We start from the raw sequence: 18,033 nt of genomic DNA on the forward strand, positions 1-18,033 counted from the left end.
GATTGCAGTAACCCTGTGGGAGCGGGCTTGACCCGCGATAGGCCCCCGCACATCCCGATGGAGCCCACCCATGAGCTACCAACTGATCATCGGCGACAAGCTGTATTCCTCCTGGTCGCTGCGCGCCGCTCTGGCCCTCGAACTGGCCAGGGTGCCCTACACCGAACTGCTGATCACCCTCAACCAGCCCGATACCCGCCAGCGCATCCTGGCGCACTCCGCCACCGGCAAGGTGCCCCTGCTCAAGTCCGAACACGGCACCATCGCCGATTCGCTGGCAATCGCCGAGTACCTGGCCGAGCGCCACCCTGAAGCCAACCTGTGGCCCAGCGACATCGCTGCCCGGGCCCAGGCGCGTTCGGCCTGCGCGCAGATGCACAGTGGCTTCTTCGCCCTGCGCAGCACCATGCCGATGAACCTGGACCACGATCAGGCCCTTGAGAGCATTCCACTCGAGGTGCAGATCGACATCGACCGCATCGTCGCGCTGTGGTCCGAGTGCCGCCTGGTGGCCAAGACCCCGGGCCCGTACCTGTTCGGCGAACTGAGCCTGGCCGACGCCTTCTTCGCCCCGGTGGCGGTGCGCCTGCGCAGCTACCGTGTCGAACTGCCAGCGGCAGCCGCCGCCTACGTCGAGGCCATCTACCAGTGGCCGGCCTTCCAGGCCTGGCAGCAGGCTGCGCTGGCGGAGCGTGCGTCGTGAAGCGGGTGCATGTTGCCGCTGCGGTGATCCGTGGCACCGACGGGCGCATCCTGATTGCGCGCCGTGCCGACAGCCAGCATCAGGGCGGCCTGTGGGAGTTTCCCGGCGGCAAGGTGGAGGCGGGGGAGGCGGTCGAGATCGCCCTGGCCCGCGAGCTGCACGAGGAACTGGGCATCGTCGTGACCCGTGCACGGCCCTTGATCAAGGTGCGTCACGACTACCCCGACAAGCAGGTGCTGCTGGACGTGTGGGAGGTCGACGGCTTTACCGGCGAGCCCCATGGCGCCGAAGGCCAGCCACTGGCCTGGGTGTCGCCACGCGAACTGCCGCAATACGACTTCCCTGAAGCCAACCAGCCCATCGTGGCGGCCGCGCGGTTGCCTGGCCACTACCTGATCACCCCGGGCGAACTGGAAGCCCCGCAGTTGCTGCGCGGCATCCAGAAGGCGATTGCCGGCGGGATCAAGCTGGTGCAGTTGCGTGCGCCCAACGGCTACGACCCCAAGTACCGCGATGTGGCGGTGGATGCGGTGGGGCTGTGTGCCGGCAAGGCGCAGTTGATGCTCAAGGGGCCGCTGGAGTGGCTGGGCGATTTCCCGGCGGCAGGGTGGCACCTTACGGCCGAGCAGTTGCGCAAATACGCGCCCAAGGGCCGACCGTTCCCCAGAGAGCGCTGGCTGGCCGCGTCTTGTCACAACGCCGAAGAACTGGCGCTGGCCGAGCAGATGGGGGTGGATTTCGTCACCCTGTCGCCGGTGCAGGCGACCCAGACGCATCCCGAGGCGGTACCGTTGGGCTGGGAGCAGGCCAGCGAGCTGATCGAAGGCTTCAACCGGCCGGTGTATGTGCTGGGTGGCGTGGGGCCGGCTGATTGCGAGCGGGCCTGGCAGTTCGGCGCCCAAGGCGTGGCCGGAATTCGGGCGTTCTGGCCTGAGGCCTGAGTGAAGCCTCGCCGGCAAGGCCGGCTCCTACAGACGGCGCTGACCTTTGTAGGAGCCGGCCTTGCCGGCGAAGCGGCGTCATGGCCTGGCCGCAGCCTGCCACAACACCTCCGCCACCCCCTGGCGCCGCGCAATCACCCGCGCCGCCACGAACAGCAAGTCCGACAGCCGATTGATGTACGCCAGCCCCACCCCCGCCAGCGGCTCTGCCGCATTCAACTGCTGACACCGCCGCTCCGCACTGCGGGCCAGGCTGCGGCATACATGGGCCTGGGCAATCAGCGCCGAACCGCCCGGCAGAATGAAGTTCTCCAGAGGCCCCAGCTCTTCGTTCCAGTGGTCGATCGCCGCTTCCAGGCGCTGCACCTCGGCCTCGTTCAAGGCCTGGTAACTGGGCATCGCCAGCTCACCACCCAGGTCGAACAGCCGATGCTGACACGGCGCCAGCACTTCGACCACCTCGTCCAGGTGTTGCTCGGCCAGGCCTGCCAGCAACACGCCCAGCTGGCTGTTGAGCGTGTCCACCTCGCCGATGGCCTCGATGCGCGGATGGTCCTTGGCGACGCGGCGGCCGTCGCCCAGGCCGGTTTCGCCCTTGTCGCCGGTGCGGGTGTAAATCTTCGACAAGCGAAAACCCATGCTCATGACTCCATCGTTGGCGGGCCGGGGGGTGGCATCGGCAGGTTGCTCAGCGGCAGGCGCAAGGTGAAGCACGTGCCCTGACCCGGCGCCGACTGCACCTCCATCTGGCCCTTATGGTTGTTGGTGATGATGAAATACGACACCGACAGGCCCAGGCCAGTGCCCTGGCCGATTTCCTTGGTGGTGAAGAACGGCTCGAAGGTGCGCTTGCGCACCGCCTCGGGCATGCCCACGCCGTTGTCTTCGACCTGGATCTCGGCCCACGGCGGGTTGAGCCGGGTACGCAGGATGATACGCCCCGGTTCGCTGTCGTCTTCGCGCTGGTGAATCGCCTGGGCGGCGTTCTTGAGCAGGTTGAGCAGCACCTGTTCCAGCTCGTTGGCGGTGCCGGGCACCGGGCCCAGGGCCGGGTCGAACTGGCGCACGATGGCCTGGCCCTTGAAGTCGAAGCCTTCGGTCAGGTCGAAGTCGTTGCCGGCGATCTCCACCGCCTGGTCGATCAGTGCCGGCAGGTCGCACGGTGCCATCTGGCGATTGCTGCGGCGGCTGAAGCTGAGCATGTGGGTGACGATCTTGGCCGCCCGTGCGCCGGCCTGCTGGATACCATCGAGCAACTGGGGTACCTGGCGGTTTTCCAGGTACTGGTTGACCGTACCCAGGTCGATGCCGGTTTCGCTGGCCTGCTCCAGGTTCTTCGGCAGGTCGGGGGACAGGCGTCGACGGATGTTCTGCACGTTGTGCAGGATCGCCCCCAGCGGGTTGTTGATCTCGTGCGCCATGCCAGCAGCCAGGCCACCGACCGAGAGCATCTTCTCCGACTGCACCATCATCTCTTCGAGCGACAGGCGCTGGGTGATGTCGTCGATGCGAATCACCACGCCGCGCCCGCCACCGCCCATCAGCGGGTAGAAGGTCAGGGCGTAGTGGCGCGCATCGTCGCCCCTGGTCCAGGTGACCCGCTCGATCTTGGCCACGCGGTGCTTCTCGACGCTTTCCTTGAGCTGCGGCAGGAACGGCTTGAGCGGCTCGAACGCGAGGAAGATCGGCTGGTTCAGCGCCTCGTCCAGCGGCGTGCCGGAAAGCGCGCTGGCCTCCTGGTTCCACTGGGTCACGTAGAGCTGTTCGTCCAGGGCGATCAGTGCCGAGGGCATGGAGTCGATGATGCTGTTGAGGTAGTTCTGAAAGCCGGTGAGCTTGCGCTCGATCTTGCTGCGCACCTGTACTTCGAGTTCCAGTTTGCGGTTGGTGTGACGGGTTTCCTCGGCCAGGCCCTGGGCCTGGTCATAGGCGGTCTGGAATTCGTCGCGGGCGCGCTTGAGTTGCTGTTCGCGGGCTTCGATGCGCGACAGCATGGTGTTGAACGCCTCGGCCAGGCTGCCGATTTCGTCGCGGTTGCCGGGGCGCGCGCGCAGGGCATAGTTCTCTTCGCGGGTCACCTGGCGCGAGAGCTGTTCGAGCTGGTAGATCGGCTGGGTGATCAGGCGCTTGATCTGCCGCGCAATCAGCATCCATAGCAGGATGCTGAACACCAGGATGCCCAGGCTGGCGGTCAGCGTGCCAGTATAGAAGGCCATCGGCAGCTCGCTGCTGGCCACCAGCAGCAGATGCCCGGGCGGGTTGCCGGGGCGCGGCAGGGTTACCAGCTGGGTGCTGCGAAACTCGGTCAGGCGCCAGCTTTCGATGTTGCGGTAGCGCTTGGGCACTGCCAGGGGTTCGCCGTGCTGCAACTGCGCCAGCAGCTTGCCGTCGCTGCCATACAGCGCGGCGGCGCGCAGCGGGGTGTAGCTGTCCAGTTCCTTGAGCAGGTCGTTGGCCGCCTCTGGCGAGTCGGCGGCGCGCTGTGCCAGCTCCGGGTGCGATACCAGGCGGCCGATGGTCTGCAGGGCCTGGGGCGCCATGGCCTCCTGGGAGATCCAGTAGGCGGCGCTGATGAAGGTCAGGTTGGCCACCAGCAGAATGGTGATCAGCAGCACCAGCAGGGCGGCCAGCAGCTTCTGGCCGACCGGCAGGTTTTCCAGGCGTTCGCGCAAGGGCATGGTGACGGCGTGATCCTGTGGGTGGAGGGGCAGGGTAGCGTTGCCCTCAGTCGCTGGGCAACCCGCGTGCTTTCAGGTGTTCGACCAGGCGCCGGTGCAGCCGTTCAAGGTGCGCCAGATGGCGGCCGTGGCGGGCGGCAACGCGGCAGGCGTGGCCGAGCAGGTAGTGGATCTCGGTGCGTCGGCCCTGGCGCACGTCCTGGTACATGGAAGAGTAGTTCGCCGCCGTGGCCTGGATGACCCGTTCGACCTCGACCTGCAGGTCGGTGGCGGCTTCGGGCTGGCCGCAGTGCTGCAGCAGCTCGGCCAGTTCCGCGCACAGCGTGGCCACCTCGCAGTGATGCTCGGCCAGGCCGCCGTTGCGGCACGCATGCAGCACGGTCAGTGGGTTGATGGCGCAGTTGAGCGCCAGCTTGCGCCACAGCCGGGTGAGGATGTCCGGGGTCCACTGGTGCGGGATGCCGGCGTCGGTCAGGTCGTCGAGCCAATCGGGCGGCAGCGGGTTGGCCGGGTCGCCCAGCCAGTTGAAGCCATGCCCGGCAAAGTTCACCTGCCAGTCGGCTTCGCGAAACGCGCCCTCGGTGCTGGAGGCGAAGATGCAGCGTGCGTGGGGGACCTGGCTGGCGACTTCGTCCTGGCTGCCCAGGCCGTTCTGCAGCAGCACCAGCTCGGCATTGCGCGCCAGTCGCGGCGCCAGCTGCGCCACTGCCGCGGGCGCGTCGTAGGCCTTGCAGGCCACCAGCAGCCGGTGGATAGGCGTGCCTGCATCGGCGGTTTCGGCGGGGATCGCGTGGCGCTGCGCCTGGCCGTTGTGTACCAGGCTCAGGCCGCCCGCCGCCTCGTAGGCGTGCAGGCGCGCAGGGTCTCGCAGTATCAGGCGGACCGCCTTGCCGGCCTGTGCCAGGCGGCAGGCCCAGAGGCTGCCCAGGCTGCCGGCGCCGAGAATATGCCAGGTGCTGCTCATCTGCGTTTCGCAACCGTTATAATGAACCCGCATTTTAACCGTCAAACCCGGCACGCTCCATCATGCTCTGCGACCAGGGGCCCATGAGCGTGCGTTTATTTTTTTGGAGAATGGATATGCCGTCGTTCGACGTGGTATCGGAACTGGACAAGCACGAAGTCACCAACGCCGTGGAAAACGCGGTCAAGGAGCTCGACCGCCGCTACGACCTCAAGGGCAAGGGCAGCTTCGAGTTCAAGGAAAAGGAACTGACCGTCAACCTCACCGCCGAGGCCGAGTTCCAGCTCGAGGCGATGATCGACATCCTCAAGCTGGCGCTGGTCAAGCGCAAGATCGACGTGCAGTGCCTGGAGGTCAAGGATGCCTTCGCATCGGGCAAGGTGATGAAGCAGGAAGCGACGCTGAAGGAAGGCATCGACAAGGAACTGGCCAAGAAGATCGTTGCCCACATCAAGGACGCCAAGCTCAAGGTCCAGGCCGCCATCCAGGGCGAGCAGGTACGTGTCACCGGCAAGAAACGCGACGACCTGCAGGAGGCCATCGCGGCCCTGCGTGCCAAGGAGTTCGGCATGCCGCTGCAGTTCAACAACTTCCGCGACTGATCCCCGTGTACCCGGAACCTTGGCGCCGTTTCGGCGTCCGAGGTTTCTGCGGCCGCTGAAACGATTGCGGCGCCACGCTTTCCCCGTTTTTTGCCGCCCGGCATCAGGAGACAACCTATGGATTTGAACGCTGAAGTGGATCAGCTGGTCAGGACTTCGCAGACCTGGATCCCGATGATCATGGAATATGGCAGTCGCCTGTTGCTGGCGCTGCTGACCCTGGCCATCGGCTGGTGGGTGATCAACAAGGTCACCTACCGCCTGGGCAAGCTGCTGGCCCTGCGCAACGCCGACCTGGCGCTGCAAGGCTTCATCAGCAGCCTGGCGAACATCATTCTGAAGATCCTGCTGGTGGTCAGCGTGGCCTCGATGATCGGCATCGAGACCACCTCGTTCGTGGCCGCCATCGGTGCCGCCGGCCTGGCCATCGGCCTGGCCTTGCAGGGCAGCCTGGCGAACTTCGCCGGTGGGGTGCTGATCCTGCTGTTCCGTCCGTTCCGCCTGGGCGACTGGATCGAGGCCCAGGGGGTCAGCGGTACCGTGGACAGCATCCAGATCTTCCACACGGTGCTGCGTACCGGTGACAACAAGACGGTGATCCTGCCCAACGGCAGCCTGTCCAACGGCATCATCACCAACACCAACCGCCAGCCGACCCGCAAGGTGGTGTTCGATGTGGGCGTGGACTACGAGGCCGACCTGCAGGTAGCGCGCAAGGTGCTGCTGGACCTGGCCAATGACCCGCGGGTGCTGCAGGAACCGGGCGCGCCCCAGGCGGTGATTTCGGCACTGGGCGACAGCTCGATCACCGTGTCGCTGCGAGCCTGGGTGAAGACGGCTGACTACTGGGACGTGATGTTCATGCTCAACGAGCATGCGCGCGACCGGTTGAAGGCCGAGGGCATCGACATCCCGTTTCCGCAGCGGGTAATCCGTGTGGTGCAGGAAGCGGCCGTGCAGTAACACGCGTCGAGCTCATCGCGGGTCAAGCCCGCTCCCACAGGTACATCATGTGTCTGGAGACAGTGATTACCGCGTGGGAGCGCGGCTTGCCCCGCGATTCGGGTGCACCGATTACACTTGTTCACTTCTTGTTACTGTCCGACCTTTGCCTTTTCTGGCATACAGGCTGGCTGATTTTCCCTGCCAGGCCTTGCCATGCTTACCCCGCTGATAAACATCACCCCGTTCCGGGCATTCTGTTTCGCCATGACCCTGGCGCTGTTCGAGCTGCTGACCTACCTGGCCAGCGACGTGGTGATGCCTGCCATGCCCACGGTGGTGGGCGACCTGAATGCCAGCCCCGAATTCATCCCCCATGCGCTGAACCTCTACCTGCTTGGCGGTGTGCTGCTGCAGTGGCTGATCGGCCCGCTGGCCGACCGCTACGGGCGGCGTCCGCTGCTGCTGTGGGGATGCGCCATTTTCTGCCTGGCCTGCCTGGCCACCTACTGGGTCGAGGGCATCGAGCTGTTCAACCTGCTGCGCCTCTTGCAGGGCATCGGCCTGGGCTTTGTGGTCACGGTCAGCTACCCGGCCCTGAACGAAGCCTTCAGCGAGGCGGATGCGGTGCGCATGATGGCCCTGCTGGCCAACATCGCCCTGCTTTCGCCGCTGCTCGGCCCACTGGTAGGCACCGTGCTGCTGGAGTGGGTGTCGTGGCGCTGGCTGTTCGTACTGTTCGCAGGGTTCGCCGTGCTGACCTGGTGCGCGCTGTACCGCTTCATGCCTGAAACCCTGGGGGTGGAGCGACGCGACGGTACGCGCCTGGCCTTCCAGCCCATCCACCTGCTGCCCTTGCTGGCCGGTTACGGGCAACTGCTGGGCAACCGCCGCTTCGTTGCCGGCAGCGCTGCCCTGGGCCTGGTGGGCCTGCCGCTGATCGGCTGGATCGGTCTGTCGCCGGTGCTGCTGATTCATGACGAGGGCTTGAGCACCCTGGACTATGCACTGTGGCAATTGCCGGTGTTCGGTGGCCTGATTGCGGGCAACCTGATCATCAACCGCATTGCCGAGCGCTACAGCCTGCGCGCGCTGATCCGCAAGGCCCTGTGGCCGTATCTGATCGGCCTGGGCGCGGCCATGCTGGGCACCTGGCTGTACCCTTCGGTGTTCAGCCTGGTGGCGGGCATGTCGCTGTACGCACTGGGCCTGGGCATCGCCAACGCGGTGCTGTACCGCATGACGCTGTTCTCCAGCGAGCAGAGCAAGGGCCTGGTGTCGGCGATGCTGGGCATGATCACCATCGCCTTGCTGGGCCTGGGCGGCGCCTTGCTGGCGATGCTGGGGGCAGGTGCGAGCCTGTTGAGCTTCGCCCTGGCGGCAGGTTGCGCCGGGTTGCTGGCGCTGTGGCCATTGCGCACGGTGCTGCAGGACGACGCCGAACTGGCGTCGCTGGCCTAGGCTCCGGGGCGCTCGGTGGTCTCGGGCTCCACGGGGGCCAGCTTGCCGCGCCGCAGTTCCTGGTGCCAGTGCAAGGCAATCAGGATCAGCGTTGGCACCCCGAGCATCGCGGTGATCAGGAAGAAGTCGTGATAGCCGTACTTCTCGACCATCACGCCTGAGTAGCCACCGATCAGGCGCGGCAACAGCAGCATGATCGAGCTGAGCAGGGCGTACTGGGTGGCCGAGAACTTCAGGTTGGTCAGGCTCGACAGGTAGGCCACGAAGGCCGAGGTCGCCAGACCCGAGCTGAAGTTGTCGAGCGAGATGGTCACCACCAGCATCTGCAGGTTCGGCCCCATGTCGGCGAGCATCAGGAACAGCAGGTTGGTCGCGGCGGAGGTCACACCGCCGATGAACAGGATCGGCAGGATGCCGAAGCGCACGATCAGCAGGCCGCCCATGCCGGCCCCGAACAGGGTCATGAACAGGCCGAAGATCTTGCTGACGCTGGCGATCTGGTCCTTGGTGAAGCCCTGGTCGATATAGAACACGTTGGCCATCACGCCCATCACCGTGTCCGACATGCGGTAGGTGGCGATCAGCCCCAGCAGCAGCAGCGCCTGCCAGCGGTAGCGCACGATGAAGTCGTTGACCGGGGTCAGCACCGGGGCCAGCCCGCGTCGTCCCATGGACGACAGGCACAGCGTGGTGAGGGTGATGTAGAGGATCGCGCGCAGGAAGGCGCGGTCTTCAAGCAGCAGGTCGAGCAGGCTGGCGCCTTCGAACAGCACGCTGGCGAAATCGGTGTTGTACAGCTGGGTGAACATCGCCGGTACCGACACCAGCAGAATGATCAGCACGAAGACCGAGGCCAGCTGGTGGCCGAAGCCGTAGCGCGCCGCCGACAGCTGGGTACGCAGGGGTACGGGCGGCTCGCGCATCAGCAGGCTGGTGATCAGGGCGGGCACCATCAGCACGCCGAACAGCACATAGGTGCCGGTCCAGGCGCTGTGCTTGTAGCTGAAGCCGGTGGAGCCGAACCCTTCGGCAAAGAACAGCGCGCCCGCGGTGGCCAGCAGGGCGGCGACCCGGTAGCCGGCCATGTAGCTGGCGGCCAGGGCGGCCTGGCGCTGGTCGCCGGCGATCTCGAGGCGGTAGGCATCCACGGCGATGTCCTGGGTGGCCGAGGCGAAGGCCACCAGCACCGCCAGCGCGATCAGCCACGACAGGTGCTTCTGCGGGTCGCAAAAGCCCATGCCGACCAGGCCGATGACCACCAGGATCTGTGACAGCACCAGCCAGGAACGGCGTCGGCCAAGCTTGCCCAGCAATGGCAGGCGCCATTGGTCCAGCAGTGGCGACCATACCCACTTGAAGGCGTAGGCCAGGCCGATCAGGCTGGCATAACCGATGGTTTCACGGGCAACCCCGGCTTCGCGCAGCCATACCGACAGGGTCGAGAACACCAACATATAGGGCAGGCCGGCGGCAAAGCCGAGCAGCAACAGCACCAGGGTCGACGGGCTGGCATAGGCAGCGAGCGCAGCGCGCCAGGTTTTACGGGGCATGGGCCAACATCTGCCTCAAGTTTGCGAAAACAAAGCGCGCACTCTAACCGCTGTGCTCCATCGGGCGCCAGCCATGGCGCAACATATCCACACGATTGTTCCGGACGGTCACCCCTTCGGCCCGCAGGCGGGCCCGCTGCTCATCCCCGGAGGGCGTGCCAAGGGCCAGGCTCAGGCGTCCGCCGGCGCCCAGCACGCGGTGCCAGGGCAGGCGAGTGTCGCTCGGCAACTGGCTGAGGGCGCGCCCCACCCAGCGCGCCGCGCGGCCCAGGCCGGCGATGGCCGCCAGTTCACCATAGCTGACCACCTTGCCTGGCGGCAGTTGGCCCAGCACCAGGTAGAGCGCCGTCCGTCGGTCTTCTGCGCGCTGCTGCGCGTCGGTCAAGGCCGCGCTCATCGGGGCGTTGCGGGGCAGTGAAGGGGGCAGGGCGCACAAATACGAATTGAACTCATCGGCATTGGCTGGGTCAGTCCTTGTTCTGCTGGCGGGTATCTGGATAATGCCCGATTTTTCTGCGAACCGAGTTTCTGTACTGCCTATGTATTCTAGAGCCTTGTTGTGCCTTGTGATGACCGGTGTCTGCGCCCCTGCGGTGGCCGATACCGTATGGATGAAGAACGGCGACCGGCTCAGCGGCAAGATCAAGGTCTTCGACGGTGGCAAGCTGGTGCTGCAGACCGAGTATGGTGGCTCCATCGCGCTGGACTGGAAGAAGGTCAAGACCCTGGAGAGCGACCAGGAACTGCTGGTCAAGCAGGACGCCTACACCGGCGAGAAGGCCAAGTCGCTGCAGGCCGGTGAAGACGGCCAGGTGATCCTGGCCAATGGCGAGGCGCCCAAGGCGGTTGAACTGGCCAGCATCCAGCAGATCATGAAGCCCAAGCCGCTGGTCGAAGACATGCTGTGGAAGGGCAACATCGACCTGGCACTGGACTACAAGCGCGCCGAGACCGACAGTGACGACTACGACGTCGACTTCAAGACCACTGCCCGTCACGGTCGCTGGCGGCATAACGCCGAGGGCGAGTACAACCGCGAGACCAAGAACGACACGACCACCACCAACAACTGGAGCGCCGAATACGCGCTGGACCGCTTCATTACCGAGCAGTGGTTCTGGCAGGGGCGTCTGAACTACAAGCGCGACCACATCGAAGACCTGACCCGCCAGCGCACGGTCGGTACCGGCCCGGGCTACCAGTTCTGGGACGACGAGCTGGGCGCGTTCTCGCTGGGTTCGCTGCTCAACCGCACCGACTACGAGTACAGCGACGGCGGCAAGGACAACTTCTATTCGCTGGGCGTGAAGTGGGACTACAACCGCTACCTGATCGGCAAGTCGGTCGAGCTGTTCACCAACGGCGAGGTTGGCAAGCCGCTGGGCGGCGTGGCGGACTACAGCCTGGATGCCGAGGTAGGCCTGCGCTACAAGGTCACCGAATGGGCATCGCTGAACCTGAAGGCCGAGAAGGACATCATCAGCGGCACCAGCGACAGCGACCTGGACAAGACGCGCTACACCGTCGGCTTCGGCGTGGCCTGGTAAACCGCTTTCGCATTCAGGGGCCGGCGCCTGCAGGCCCCTTGGCAATCGCCACTGATAATGATTAGCTTGTCGCGATCACACCTTTCCCAGGAGCACCCCCGTGAGCGCGAAGGCTGCAAGGCAGGCAAGAGAGCTGCTGCTCAAGGAGTACCGTGGCGTACTCTCGACCCATTCCAAATCGATGCCCGGCTTCCCCTTCGGTTCCGTGGTGCCGTACTGCCTGGACGCCGACGGTAACCCGCTGATCCTGATCAGTCGCATTGCCCAGCACACCCACAACCTGCAAAAAGACCCCAAGTGTTCGCTGCTGGTAGGCGAGCGCGATGCCGAGGACGTGCAGGCGGTGGGTCGTCTTACCGTGATGGCCGAGGCCCACAAGCTGGCCGACCCCGAGGCCATCGAGGCCGCCGCCGGGCGCTATTACCGCTACTTCCCCGAATCGAGCCAGTACCACAGCGCCCACGACTTCGACTTCTGGGTGCTCAGGCCGGTGCGCCATCGCTATATCGGCGGCTTCGGCGCGATTCACTGGCTGGACGACGTGACCCTGGCCAACCCGTTCGCCGGCAAGGCCGAGGTGAGCATGGTCGAGCACATGAACGACGACCATGCCAACGCCATCGCGCACTACGTCGAGCTTAGCGGCCTGCCTGCCAGCGCACCGGCCTCGCTGGTAGGGATCGATACCGAGGGCATGCACCTGCGCATCGGCCAGGGCCTGCACTGGCTGGCGTTTCCAAGGTCTTGCAATACACCGATACAAGTACGCGAAGCCCTGGTTTTGCTGGCCCGCGCCGAACAGTGGCCTGATCGCGAGGCGGTCGAGGGTTGAAATTGCAACGGCCAGCAACCATTTAAGGTCGTACCTGCAAGGACATCTTGCGTAGAGGAACCCTTGATGCGTGCTTTTCTACTGCTGTTTCTGCTTTTCCCGGTGCTCGAGCTGTATGTGTTTTTCAAGGTCAGCACCGCGATCGGATTTTTCCCGGCGCTGCTGCTGATCATCGCGGGCTCGGCCCTTGGTGTGCTGGTGGTGCGGGTCGCAGGCCTTGCCACCGCGCTGCGTGCGCGGGCGAGCCTGCAGCGCGGCGAATTGCCGGCCGAAGACATGTTCCACGGCCTGATGCTGGCCCTGGGTGGCGGTCTGCTGTTGCTCCCCGGCTTCATCAGCGACGTGATCGGCCTGATCGTGCTGTTGCCGTTCAGCCGCCGGTTGCTGGCCAACAAGCTGCGCCAGCGCGCCGAAGCCCAGGCCATGCGTCAGCGCGCCTTCGGCGACGACCCGTTCAATGCGCCGCCCGGCGCACCGCGTCAGCCCAATGTGATCGAAGGCGAATACGAAAAGCGTGACCCGTGACGCGAGCGCTCGCCCGCGTAGCATGAAACGGCCCTTCGGGGCCGTTTTTCATTTGGCGCGCCGGCCTGCAAAAATTTTCATCGGCAAGCCTTGTAATCGCCTTGGCCGACCTCATGTATGGGTCACCGCAAGGTTTCTGGGCATTTGCCCCAGACAATACATGCGTGGCCCGCCCCGCGGTCCACGATCGGCTACGCCGAAAGCATCAACACGCCGGTAACGATACCGGCCGATGAAAACCACTATCAGGAGAGATCGACAATGAAGCTTCGTCCTCTGCATGACCGCGTCGTCATCCGTCGCAGCGAAGAAGAATCGAAAACCGCTGGCGGTATCGTTCTGCCAGGCTCGGCCGCTGAAAAACCCAACCGTGGCGAAATCGTCGCCGTGGGTACCGGCCGCATCCTGGACAACGGCGAAGTGCGCGCGCTGGCCGTGAAAGTGGGTGACAAGGTGGTTTTCGGCCCGTACTCGGGCAGCAACACTGTGAAAGTTGACGGCGAAGACCTGCTGGTAATGGCTGAGAACGAGATTCTCGCCGTTATCGAAGGCTGATCCGCTGGTTTCCCGTTACTCCAAAGTATTCAAGGATTAAACGATCATGGCTGCTAAAGACGTAAAATTCGGCGATTCCGCCCGTAAGAAAATGCTGGTTGGCGTCAACGTTCTGGCTGACGCGGTAAAAGCGACCCTGGGCCCGAAAGGCCGCAACGTGGTTCTGGCCAAGAGCTTCGGCGCGCCAACCATCACCAAAGACGGTGTTTCGGTTGCCAAGGAAATCGAACTCAAGGACGCCTTCGAGAACATGGGCGCCCAACTGCTGAAAGACGTGGCCTCCAAGGCTAACGACGAAGCGGGCGACGGCACCACCACCGCTACCGTTCTGGCTCAGGCCATCGTCAGCGAAGGCCTCAAGGCCGTTGCTGCCGGCATGAACCCGATGGACCTCAAGCGCGGTATCGACAAGGCCACCATCGCCATCGTCAAAGAGCTGAAGAACCTGTCCAAGCCATGCGCCGATTCCAAGGCCATCGCTCAGGTCGGTACCATCTCGGCCAACTCCGACACCTCCATCGGTGAAATCATTGCCGAAGCCATGGAAAAAGTCGGTAAAGAAGGCGTGATCACCGTCGAAGAAGGCTCGGGCCTGGAAAACGAACTGTCGGTTGTAGAAGGCATGCAGTTCGACCGTGGCTACCTGTCCCCTTACTTCGTCAACAAGCCGGACACCATGGTTGCCGAGCTCGACGGCCCGCTGCTGCTGCTGGTCGACAAGAAGATCTCCAACATCCGCGAACTGCTGCCAGTACTGGAAGCCGTTGCCAAGGCCGGTCGTCCGCTGCTGATCGTGGCTGAAGACGTCGAAGGCGAAGCGCTGGCTACCCTGGTGGTCAACAACATGCGCGGCATCGTGAAAGTGGCTGCGGTCAAGGCACCTGGCTTCGGCGACCGCCGCAAGGCCATGCTGCAGGACATCGCCGTCCTGACCGGCGGTACCGTGATCTCCGAAGAAATCGGCCTGAGCCTGGAGTCGACCACCCTGGAGCACCTGGGCAACGCCAAGCGCGTGACCCTGTCCAAGGAAAACACCACCATCATCGACGGTGCTGGCGTTGAAGCCGACATCGAAGCACGCGTCAAGCAGATCCGTGCCCAGATCGAAGAGACTTCCTCGGACTACGACCGTGAAAAACTGCAAGAGCGTCTGGCCAAGCTGGCTGGCGGTGTTGCCGTGATCAAGGTCGGTGCCGGCACCGAAGTTGAAATGAAAGAGAAGAAAGCCCGCGTTGAAGACGCCCTGCACGCTACCCGCGCAGCCGTCGAAGAAGGCGTGGTACCTGGCGGTGGCGTGGCGCTGGTTCGCTCGCTGCAGGCCATTGCCGAGCTCAAGGGCGACAACGAAGACCAGAACGTGGGTATCCAGTTGCTGCGTCGCGCCGTCGAGTCCCCACTGCGCCAGATCGTTGCCAACGCCGGCGACGAGCCAAGCGTGGTAGTCGACAAGGTCAAGCAAGGTTCGGGCAACTTCGGTTACAACGCTGCTACCGGCGAGTACGGCGACATGATCGAAATGGGCATCCTGGACCCTGCCAAGGTGACCCGTTCGGCTCTGCAGGCCGCGGCCTCGATCGGTGGTCTGATGATCACTACCGAAGCCATGGTTGCCGATGCGCCTGAAGACAAGGCTGCCGGTGGCATGCCTGACATGGGCGGCATGGGTGGCATGGGCGGCATGGGCGGCATGATGTAAGCCAGCCTTACCCGCTTGAAGAAGAGCCCCGCCTTGTGCGGGGCTTTTTTATGTCTGGCAGAAACCCTTCGCCAGCAAAGCTGGCACCTACAGACGTTCAGCGAATCCTGTAGGTGCCAGCCTGGCTGGCGAAGCGGCCAGTGACGGCTTGCGATACAACACCAGCCAGTAGCACCCCAACCCGATCAGCCAGCAGAACACCGCTGTCCACACATTGTGCGAAAAGAAGTGGGCGCCCTGCAGCATCCTGCCCACCGAAAACACCACCCCCAGGCCAAAGGCGAACACCAGCGCGGCCTTGGCCAGGCGTGGCTTGCGATCACGCAGGACAAAAAACAGCGCAAACAGGGTAAACCCCGTGGCCGCATGCCCGCCCGGCCAGCAGCGCCCTGGCTTGTCGGTGGCGGGGCGGGCCTCTAACAGCTTGCTGTAGGTTTCCTGGCCGCCGAATTCGCTCAGGCTCCAGGGGCACTGCACCGCCGTCGCGGCCTTGAGCGGCGTCACGAAGCCGGTCGACAGGCCCATCGCCAGCACCAGGCAACCCAGTTCCCGGCGCCAGCTCTTGAGGCGCTGCAGCACAAAGCTGGCGGCAAAGCCGACGATGGCCAGCACCGCGAACAGGATCACCAGCTCCTTGGCGCGGTCATGCAGGATGTCTTCGAGAAAATAGCTGTGACGACCGATGAACTGGCCCGCCTGCGGGTCGAACGCGAGGTTGGCCAGGGCCATGTCCAGGTCGGTCAGCTCCAGCAGGATCAGGCACACGGCGGTCAGCAGCGGAATGCCCAGGGCAATCCACAGGTTCAGCGGGCGGGACGCGGGCAAAGGGGGAATGGCAGGCATGGCAGGGTCCAGGCAGGCAATGGAAACTGCCGATTGTGTGCCGGCGCGCCTACGCTATGTGTGAAGCTGGGGTGAAAAAAATGTCAGTTGCGATTAAATCCATGCGGCGCTGGCGGGGCCTGGGCGATGGCCTTAAGCTGCGCCTGCCAAGCAGGCAAACGAGGACGGGGAGAGGTACCGATGCGAATTCTACTGGTTGAAGACAACCGCGATATCCTGGCCAACCTGGCCGATTACCTGGGCCTCAAGGGCTACACCGTCGACTGCGCCCAGGACGGCCTGTCGGGCCTGCACCTGGCTGCCACCGAGCACTACGACCTGATCGTGCTCGACATCATGCTGCCCGGCATCGACGGCTACACCTTGTGCAAGCGCCTGCGCGAGGATGCCCGGCGCGATACCCCGGTGATCATGCTGACCGCCCGCGACCAGCTCGACGACCGCCTGCAGGGCTTTCGCTCCGGCGCCGACGACTACCTGCTCAAGCCGTTCGCCCTGTCGGAACTGGCCGCCCGCATCGAAGCGGTGCTGCGCCGGGCCCAGGGCGGTGGCCGGCGCAGCCTGAACGTCGGCGACCTGAGCTACGACCTCGACACCCTGGAGGTCACCCGCCAGGGCAAGTTCCTCAAGCTCAACCCGGTCGGCCTCAAGCTGCTTGCAGTGCTGATGCAGAAGAGCCCCCACGTGCTGCGCCGCGAGGTACTGGAAGAAGCCCTGTGGGGCGACGACTGCCCCGACAGCGACAGCCTGCGCAGCCACGTCCACCAGTTGCGCCAGGTGATCGACAAGCCATTCGACAAGCCCCTGCTGCATACCGTGCACGGTGTTGGCTATCGACTGGCCGAGGGTCGTGATGGAGTTTAAGCAAAGCCTTGCCCAGCGCATCATCATCGCCTTCGCGCTGATGAGCGCGCTGGTGGCCGGGGCCTTCGCCTTCGGCATCGTGGCCACCGTGCACCTGGTGGAAGAGCGCCTGATCTCCTCGGTACTGGGGGGCGACCTCAAGCGCATGCTGCTGATGGACAGCGTATCGGAGTGGAGCCACCGCCCGCGGCCCGACCAGTTGTTCTACTACAGTGGCGGGCGCGACGACTTCGACCTGCCCAAGGACCTGCGCCACCTCACCCCGGGGTTTCACGAAGTGTTTCGCGAGCACCTGTCGTACCACGCCATGGTCGAGGTGGTGGACGGGCGGCACTACGTGCTGCTGCAGGACCAGAGCGATTTCGAAGAACGCGAGCGTGTGCTGTTCGCCGTGGTGGTGGTGGGCTTCGTGCTCAGCCTGGCACTGGCGGTGTTCCTCGGCTGGGTGCTGGCACGGCGGGTGATGGCCCCGGTGATCCGGCTGGCGCGCCAGGTGCGCCACCGCGACCAGTTGCTGGGCCTGGCGCCGCCCCTGGCGCCGGACTACGCGGCCGACGAAGTGGGGCAACTGGCGGTGGCCTTCGACGCCACCCTGGGGCGCCTGCGCGATGCACTGACCCGCGAGCGGCTGTTCACCAGCGATGTCAGCCATGAACTGCGCACGCCCCTGATGGTGCTGGCCAGCTCGTGCGAGCTGCTGCTGGAGAACCCGGCCATCGACAATCGCGCCCGCGCCCAGGTCGAACGCATTTCGCGGGCCACCGAAGAAATGCGCGAGCTGGTGCAGACCTTCCTCATGCTCGCCCGCGCCCAGCGCGACGAGGGTGCCGTCGCTTCGCGGGCAAGCCTGCGCGAGGTGGGCAACGAACTGATCGGCGTCTGGCGCGACACCATCGAGCAGAAGGGGCTGACCCTCACCTACCACGACACCGGCGCGCTGCCGACCCTGTACAACGCCACGTTCCTGCAATCGGTGATGGGCAACCTGCTGCGCAATGCGGCGCACTACACCGACCAGGGGTACATCCGCCTCACCCTGGAGCCCGATGGCTTCACCGTCGAGGACAGCGGCGTGGGAATTCCCGAGGAGCATCGCGAGGCCATGTTCCAGCCGTTCGTGCGCGGCGGCGAAAAACGCGGGGAAGGGCTCGGGCTGGGCCTGTCTCTGGTGCAGCGGATCTGCGAGGACCAGGGCTGGAGCGTCAGCCTGAGCGCCGCCGAGCCCCATGGTTGCCGGTTCCATGTGAAATTGGGCACGGCCGGGTCGCAGGCCTCCGGAAACACCTTGTAACTTACCGACGCAACCTGACATTTTTTTCACGTTCGCATG

18 protein-coding genes are annotated in these 18,033 nt (G+C 64.8%); 12 read left to right on the top strand and 6 right to left on the bottom strand.

The features are described from left to right. The first annotated feature begins 70 nt into the window (after positions 1-70). Positions 71-703, top strand: coding sequence for a glutathione S-transferase (locus V9K84_RS00170; RefSeq protein WP_088515537.1), 633 nt, complete (start codon positions 71-73; stop codon positions 701-703). After that, positions 700-1,644, top strand: a complete 945-nt coding sequence (locus V9K84_RS00175; RefSeq protein WP_043862078.1) for a Nudix family hydrolase — start codon at positions 700-702, stop codon at positions 1,642-1,644. The genes V9K84_RS00170 and V9K84_RS00175 overlap by 4 nt, the downstream gene beginning before the upstream one ends. Before the next feature lie 78 nt (positions 1,645-1,722). Here the strand turns inward: V9K84_RS00175 and V9K84_RS00180 are convergent, their stop codons facing one another. Genes V9K84_RS00180 through V9K84_RS00190 form a run of 3 tightly spaced genes read right to left on the bottom strand, consistent with a single transcriptional unit; the run spans position 1,723 to position 5,286 of the window. Next, a complete protein-coding gene (locus V9K84_RS00180; RefSeq protein ID WP_043862079.1) occupies positions 1,723-2,283 on the bottom strand; it encodes a cob(I)yrinic acid a,c-diamide adenosyltransferase in 561 nt (186 codons plus the stop codon). 2 nt (positions 2,284-2,285) lie between these two features. Continuing rightward, positions 2,286-4,322, bottom strand: coding sequence for an ATP-binding protein (locus tag V9K84_RS00185; protein WP_054914831.1), 2,037 nt, complete (start codon positions 4,320-4,322; stop codon positions 2,286-2,288). A 46-nt stretch (positions 4,323-4,368) separates the two neighbouring features. Then, positions 4,369-5,286, bottom strand: a complete 918-nt coding sequence (locus V9K84_RS00190; RefSeq protein WP_054914830.1) for a putative 2-dehydropantoate 2-reductase — start codon at positions 5,284-5,286, stop codon at positions 4,369-4,371. Positions 5,287-5,402: 116 nt separating this feature from the next. Between V9K84_RS00190 and V9K84_RS00195 the strand changes: the two genes are divergently transcribed. The 3 genes from V9K84_RS00195 (at position 5,403) to V9K84_RS00205 (ending at position 8,291) form a co-directional block, all read left to right on the top strand. Further along, the gene (locus V9K84_RS00195) at positions 5,403-5,888 is read left to right on the top strand and encodes a YajQ family cyclic di-GMP-binding protein (protein WP_043862082.1); all 486 of its coding nucleotides are present in this window, start codon (positions 5,403-5,405) and stop codon (positions 5,886-5,888) included. 117 nt (positions 5,889-6,005) lie between these two features. Next, complete coding sequence (locus tag V9K84_RS00200) at positions 6,006-6,851, top strand: mechanosensitive ion channel family protein (RefSeq protein WP_043862083.1); 846 nt, start codon at positions 6,006-6,008, stop codon at positions 6,849-6,851. 195 nt (positions 6,852-7,046) lie between these two features. Next, positions 7,047-8,291 (top strand): MFS transporter, encoded by a 1,245-nt coding sequence (locus V9K84_RS00205; RefSeq protein ID WP_043862084.1) that lies wholly within the window; start codon positions 7,047-7,049, stop codon positions 8,289-8,291. Here V9K84_RS00205 and V9K84_RS00210 read toward each other — a convergent pair. Beyond that, on the bottom strand, positions 8,288-9,841 hold the full coding sequence (locus V9K84_RS00210; protein ID WP_043862085.1) for an AmpG family muropeptide MFS transporter: 1,554 nt from the start codon (positions 9,839-9,841) through the stop codon (positions 8,288-8,290). The two genes, V9K84_RS00205 and V9K84_RS00210, sit on opposite strands and share 4 nt — an antisense overlap. 43 nt (positions 9,842-9,884) lie before the next feature. After that, a complete protein-coding gene (locus tag V9K84_RS00215) occupies positions 9,885-10,238 on the bottom strand; it encodes an MGMT family protein (protein ID WP_088515536.1) in 354 nt (117 codons plus the stop codon). A 142-nt stretch (positions 10,239-10,380) separates the two neighbouring features. On the opposite strand from V9K84_RS00215, the gene V9K84_RS00220 reads away from it, so the two are divergent. The 5 genes from V9K84_RS00220 to groL all read left to right on the top strand — a co-directional run bounded on the left by V9K84_RS00220 (position 10,381) and on the right by groL (position 14,996). Further along, the gene (locus tag V9K84_RS00220) at positions 10,381-11,388 is read left to right on the top strand and encodes a DUF481 domain-containing protein (RefSeq protein WP_043862087.1); all 1,008 of its coding nucleotides are present in this window, start codon (positions 10,381-10,383) and stop codon (positions 11,386-11,388) included. 100 nt (positions 11,389-11,488) lie between these two features. Next, on the top strand, positions 11,489-12,220 hold the full coding sequence (locus V9K84_RS00225; protein WP_088515535.1) for a HugZ family protein: 732 nt from the start codon (positions 11,489-11,491) through the stop codon (positions 12,218-12,220). 66 nt (positions 12,221-12,286) lie between these two features. Next, complete coding sequence (locus V9K84_RS00230) at positions 12,287-12,745, top strand: FxsA family protein (RefSeq protein WP_054914827.1); 459 nt, start codon at positions 12,287-12,289, stop codon at positions 12,743-12,745. A gap of 261 nt (positions 12,746-13,006) precedes the next feature. Continuing rightward, on the top strand, positions 13,007-13,300 hold the full coding sequence (locus tag V9K84_RS00235) for a co-chaperone GroES (RefSeq protein ID WP_009050540.1): 294 nt from the start codon (positions 13,007-13,009) through the stop codon (positions 13,298-13,300). Positions 13,301-13,346: 46 nt separating this feature from the next. Then, entirely contained in the window at positions 13,347-14,996 is a 1,650-nt protein-coding gene (gene groL, locus V9K84_RS00240; protein WP_043862090.1) for a chaperonin GroEL, read from the top strand. A gap of 87 nt (positions 14,997-15,083) precedes the next feature. Here groL and V9K84_RS00245 read toward each other — a convergent pair whose 3' ends face one another. After that, positions 15,084-15,839 carry a phosphatase PAP2 family protein gene (locus V9K84_RS00245; protein WP_043862091.1) on the bottom strand — a complete coding sequence of 252 codons (756 nt, stop codon included), beginning with the start codon at positions 15,837-15,839 and terminating at the stop codon, positions 15,084-15,086. Between the two features lie 180 nt (positions 15,840-16,019). Between V9K84_RS00245 and colR the strand changes: the two genes are divergently transcribed. Beyond that, positions 16,020-16,703 carry a two-component system response regulator ColR gene (gene colR, locus V9K84_RS00250; RefSeq protein ID WP_043862092.1) on the top strand — a complete coding sequence of 228 codons (684 nt, stop codon included), beginning with the start codon at positions 16,020-16,022 and terminating at the stop codon, positions 16,701-16,703. Further along, the gene (locus V9K84_RS00255) at positions 16,693-17,994 is read left to right on the top strand and encodes a HAMP domain-containing sensor histidine kinase (protein WP_043862093.1); all 1,302 of its coding nucleotides are present in this window, start codon (positions 16,693-16,695) and stop codon (positions 17,992-17,994) included. The genes colR and V9K84_RS00255 overlap by 11 nt, the downstream gene beginning before the upstream one ends. Positions 17,995-18,033 lie beyond the last annotated feature (39 nt).

Origin of the sequence: Pseudomonas sp. AE27, from assembly GCF_037113495.1 — a bacterium.
GTDB classification, from domain to species: Bacteria; Pseudomonadota; Gammaproteobacteria; order Pseudomonadales; family Pseudomonadaceae; genus Aquipseudomonas; species Aquipseudomonas palmensis.